2 tRNA genes and 2 rRNA genes are annotated in these 5,007 nt (G+C 55.6%); all 4 read left to right on the forward strand.

Features of this window, described 5'->3' with window-relative positions:
* Nucleotides 1-32: 32 nt before the first annotated feature.
* The 4 genes from IE123_RS16060 to IE123_RS16075 all read left to right on the forward strand — a co-directional run bounded on the left by IE123_RS16060 (nucleotide 33) and on the right by IE123_RS16075 (nucleotide 4,966).
* Nucleotides 33-1,572: ribosomal RNA gene (locus tag IE123_RS16060) — 16S ribosomal RNA — on the forward strand.
* A gap of 69 nt (nucleotides 1,573-1,641) precedes the next feature.
* Nucleotides 1,642-1,718 (forward strand) — tRNA-Ile (locus IE123_RS16065).
* 7 nt (nucleotides 1,719-1,725) lie between these two features.
* Nucleotides 1,726-1,801: transfer RNA gene (locus IE123_RS16070), tRNA-Ala, on the forward strand.
* Between the two features lie 272 nt (nucleotides 1,802-2,073).
* Nucleotides 2,074-4,966 (forward strand): 23S ribosomal RNA (locus tag IE123_RS16075).
* The 16S and 23S rRNA genes sit together here with 2 tRNA genes alongside, the layout of an rRNA operon.
* Nucleotides 4,967-5,007 lie beyond the last annotated feature (41 nt).

Here is a 5,007-nt window from a genome sequence, read left to right on the forward strand (position 1 = left end):
AGTCTTCGAAACGAATCTCAAAGCTTCAAAATAAACTGAAGAGTTTGATCATGGCTCAGATTGAACGCTGGCGGCAGGCCTAACACATGCAAGTCGAGCGGTAACAGGGGTAGCTTGCTACCCGCTGACGAGCGGCGGACGGGTGAGTAATGCATGGGAATCTGCCCGATAGTGGGGGATAACTCGGGGAAACCCGAGCTAATACCGCATACGTCCTACGGGAGAAAGCAGGGGATCTTCGGACCTTGCGCTATCGGATGAGCCCATGTCGGATTAGCTTGTTGGTGAGGTAACGGCTCACCAAGGCTGCGATCCGTAGCTGGTCTGAGAGGATGATCAGCCACACCGGGACTGAGACACGGCCCGGACTCCTACGGGAGGCAGCAGTGGGGAATATTGGACAATGGGGGAAACCCTGATCCAGCCATGCCGCGTGTGTGAAGAAGGCCTTCGGGTTGTAAAGCACTTTCAGTGGGGAAGAATGCCTTGTGGTTAATACCCGCGAGGAAGGACATCACCCACAGAAGAAGCACCGGCTAACTCCGTGCCAGCAGCCGCGGTAATACGGAGGGTGCAAGCGTTAATCGGAATTACTGGGCGTAAAGGGCGCGTAGGCGGCTCGTCAAGCCGGATGTGAAAGCCCCGGGCTCAACCCGGGAACGGCATTCGGAACTGGCTGGCTAGAGTGCAGGAGAGGAAGGTGGAATTCCCGGTGTAGCGGTGAAATGCGTAGAGATCGGGAGGAATACCAGTGGCGAAGGCGGCCTTCTGGACTGACACTGACGCTGAGGCGCGAAAGCGTGGGTAGCAAACAGGATTAGATACCCTGGTAGTCCACGCCGTAAACGATGTCGACCAGCCGTTGGACCCCTTGAGGGTTTGGTGGCGCAGTTAACGCAATAAGTCGACCGCCTGGGGAGTACGGCCGCAAGGCTAAAACTCAAATGAATTGACGGGGGCCCGCACAAGCGGTGGAGCATGTGGTTTAATTCGATGCAACGCGAAGAACCTTACCTGCTCTTGACATCCTGCGAATCTCCCAGAGATGGGAGAGTGCCTTCGGGAGCGCAGAGACAGGTGCTGCATGGCTGTCGTCAGCTCGTGTTGTGAAATGTTGGGTTAAGTCCCGTAACGAGCGCAACCCCTATCCCTTTTTGCCAGCGGTCCGGCCGGGAACTTCAGGGAGACTGCCGGTGACAAACCGGAGGAAGGTGGGGACGACGTCAAGTCATCATGGCCCTTACGAGCAGGGCTACACACGTGCTACAATGGCCGGTACAAAGGGTTGCGAAGCGGCGACGTGAAGCCAATCCCATAAAGCCGGCCTCAGTCCGGATCGGAGTCTGCAACTCGACTCCGTGAAGTCGGAATCGCTAGTAATCGTGGATCAGAATGCCACGGTGAATACGTTCCCGGGCCTTGTACACACCGCCCGTCACACCATGGGAGTGGACTGCACCAGAAGTGGTTAGCTTAACCTTCGGGAGAGCGATCACCACGGTGTGGTTCATGACTGGGGTGAAGTCGTAACAAGGTAGCCGTAGGGGAACCTGCGGCTGGATCACCTCCTTAAACGACATAGTGCTCACGCGAACCAGCGCGTCCACACAAATTGCCTGATCGGATAGAGCGAAGATGCCTGGGTCTGTAGCTCAGTTGGTTAGAGCGCACCCCTGATAAGGGTGAGGTCGGCAGTTCGAGTCTGCCCAGACCCACCAACCTGTCGGGGCCTTAGCTCAGCTGGGAGAGCGCCTGCCTTGCACGCAGGAGGTCAGCGGTTCGATCCCGCTAGGCTCCACCATACAGCCCGGTGTCCAGTCTCTCGCTTTACTACTGATGAAACCACAGTCAAAAGTCATGATGATGACAATCATCGACATGATTTCTGACTGTCTTTTTGACAGTACGCTCTTTAACAATGTGGATCATGCTGACCTGTCGGTCGGTGAACACCTCTCGCTTGCGAGAGCGTCGTGACCCGACCGACAGACAACGTAAATTTGTTGTGATACGTCTCATACGTATCCGGCGAAATGTCGTGTGATCGTGAGACCGGACCCCTTGGGGTTATATGGTCAAGCGATTAAGCGCACACGGTGGATGCCTAGGCAGTCAGAGGCGATGAAGGACGTGACAGCCTGCGATAAGCGTCGGTGAGGTGGCAAATGACCTGCGACCCGGCGATTTCCGAATGGGGAAACCCACTCATCACAAGATGAGTATTCATGAGCCAATACATAACTCATGAAGGCGAACCGGGAGAACTGAAACATCTAAGTACCCCGAGGAAAAGACATCAATTGAGATTCCCCCAGTAGCGGCGAGCGAACGGGGACCAGCCCTTAAGCAGTGCAACCGATAGGCGAACAGTCTGGGAAGTCTGACCATAGCGGGTGATAGTCCCGTAGCCGAAATCCGAGCATTGTGAAATCGAGTAGGTCGGGGCACGTGAAACCCTGACTGAACATGGGGGGACCATCCTCCAAGGCTAAATACTCCTGACTGACCGATAGTGAACCAGTACCGTGAGGGAAAGGCGAAAAGAACCCCGGCGAGGGGAGTGAAATAGATCCTGAAACCGTGTGCGTACAAGCAGTGGGAGCAGACTTGTTCTGTGACTGCGTACCTTTTGTATAATGGGTCAGCGACTTATTCTCAGTAGCGAGCTTAACCGAATAGGGGAGGCGCAGGGAAACCGAGTCTTAAATGGGCGACTTAGTTGCTGGGAATAGACCCGAAACCGGGCGATCTATCCATGGCCAGGATGAAGGTCAGGTAACACTGACTGGAGGTCCGAACCCAAGTATGTTGAAAAATGCTGGGATGAGCTGTGGATCGGAGTGAAAGGCTAATCAAGCTCGGAGATAGCTGGTTCTCCTCGAAAGCTATTTAGGTAGCGCCTCACGTATTACCACCGGGGGTAGAGCACTGTTTCGGCTAGGGGGCCATCCCGGCTTACCAACCCGAGGCAAACTCCGAATACCGGTGAGTACAGCGTGGGAGACACACAGCGGGTGCTAACGTCCGTTGTGAAAAGGGAAACAACCCAGACCGCCAGCCAAGGTCCCAAAATCCCGGTTAAGTGGGAAACGATGTGGGAAGGCATAGACAGCCAGGAGGTTGGCTTAGAAGCAGCCATCCTTTAAAGAAAGCGTAATAGCTCACTGGTCGAGTCGGCCTGCGCGGAAGATGTAACGGGGCTCAAACCGGGTACCGAAGCTGCGGGTGCATCCTTATGGATGCGCGGTAGAGGAGCGTTGTGTAAGCCTGCGAAGGTGTATCGTGAGGTATGCTGGAGGTATCACAAGTGCGAATGCTGACATGAGTAACGACAAGGGGAGTGAAAACCTCCCCCGCCGGAAGACCAAGGGTTCCTGTTCGACGTCAATCGGAGCAGGGTGAGTCGGCCCCTAAGGCGAGGCCGAAAGGCGTAGTCGATGGGAAACGGGTCAATATTCCCGTACCGGATGTTATTGCGATGGGGGGACGAAGAAGGCTAGGTGAGCCGGGCGCTGGTTGTCCCGGTGAAAGCGAGTAGGCCTGGGGATCAGGCAAATCCGGTCCTCTTTAAAGCCGAGACGCGAGACGAACAGCCCACGGGCTGGAAGTCACTGATGCCACGCTTCCGGGAAAAGCCTCTAAGCTTCAGATAACATGCGACCGTACCCCAAACCGACACAGGTGGTCAGGTAGAGAATACCAAGGCGTATGAGAGAACTCGGGTGAAGGAACTAGGCAAAATGGCACCGTAACTTCGGGAGAAGGTGCGCCGGTGAAGGTGACGGGACTTGCTCCCCTAGCCCTGACCGGCCGAAGAGACCAGGTGGCTGCAACTGTTTATTAAAAACACAGCACTCTGCCAACGCGTAAGCGGACGTATAGGGTGTGACGCCTGCCCGGTGCCGGAAGGTTAATTGATGGTGTTAGCCCTCGGGCGAAGCTCTTGATCGAAGCCCCGGTAAACGGCGGCCGTAACTATAACGGTCCTAAGGTAGCGAAATTCCTTGTCGGGTAAGTTCCGACCTGCACGAATGGCGTAATGATGGCCACGCTGTCTCCACCCGAGACTCAGTGAAATTGAAATCGCTGTGAAGATGCAGTGTACCCGCGGCTAGACGGAAAGACCCCGTGAACCTTTACTATAGCTTCACACTGGACGCTGATGTTACTTGTGTAGGATAGCTGGGAGGCTTTGAAACCCCGACGCCAGTCGGGGTGGAGCCAACCTTGAAATACCAGCCTGGTATCATCGGCGTTCTAACTCCGCACCGTGATCCGGTGTGAGGACAGTGTGTGGTGGGTAGTTTGACTGGGGCGGTCTCCTCCTAAAGCGTAACGGAGGAGCACTAAGGTACCCTCAGCACGGTTGGAAATCGTGCAATGAGTGCAAGAGCATAAGGGTGCTTGACTGCGAGACAGACACGTCGAGCAGGTGCGAAAGCAGGTTCTAGTGATCCGGTGGTTCTGTATGGAAGGGCCATCGCTCAACGGATAAAAGGTACTCCGGGGATAACAGGCTGATACCGCCCAAGAGTTCATATCGACGGCGGTGTTTGGCACCTCGATGTCGGCTCATCACATCCTGGGGCTGAAGTCGGTCCCAAGGGTATGGCTGTTCGCCATTTAAAGTGGTACGCGAGCTGGGTTTAGAACGTCGTGAGACAGTTCGGTCCCTATCTGCCGTGGGCGTCGGAAGTTTGAGAAGTGCTGCTCCTAGTACGAGAGGACCGGAGTGGACGCACCGCTGGTGTACCGGTTGTCATGCCAATGGCACCGCCGGGTAGCTATGTGCGGAAGGGATAACCGCTGAAGGCATCTAAGCGGGAAGCCCCCTTCAAGATGAAACTTCCCTGGAGCCTCGAGCTCCCTGAAGGGCCCTCGAAGACGACGAGGTCGATAGGCGCGGTGTGTAAGTGCAGCAATGCATTGAGCTGACGCGTACTAATTGCCCGTGAGGCTTGACCATATAACACCCAAGTGGTTCGCGTCACACGACGCCGGATACGA

This window comes from Kushneria pakistanensis (assembly GCF_014652795.1).
GTDB classification, from domain to species: Bacteria; Pseudomonadota; Gammaproteobacteria; order Pseudomonadales; family Halomonadaceae; genus Kushneria; species Kushneria pakistanensis.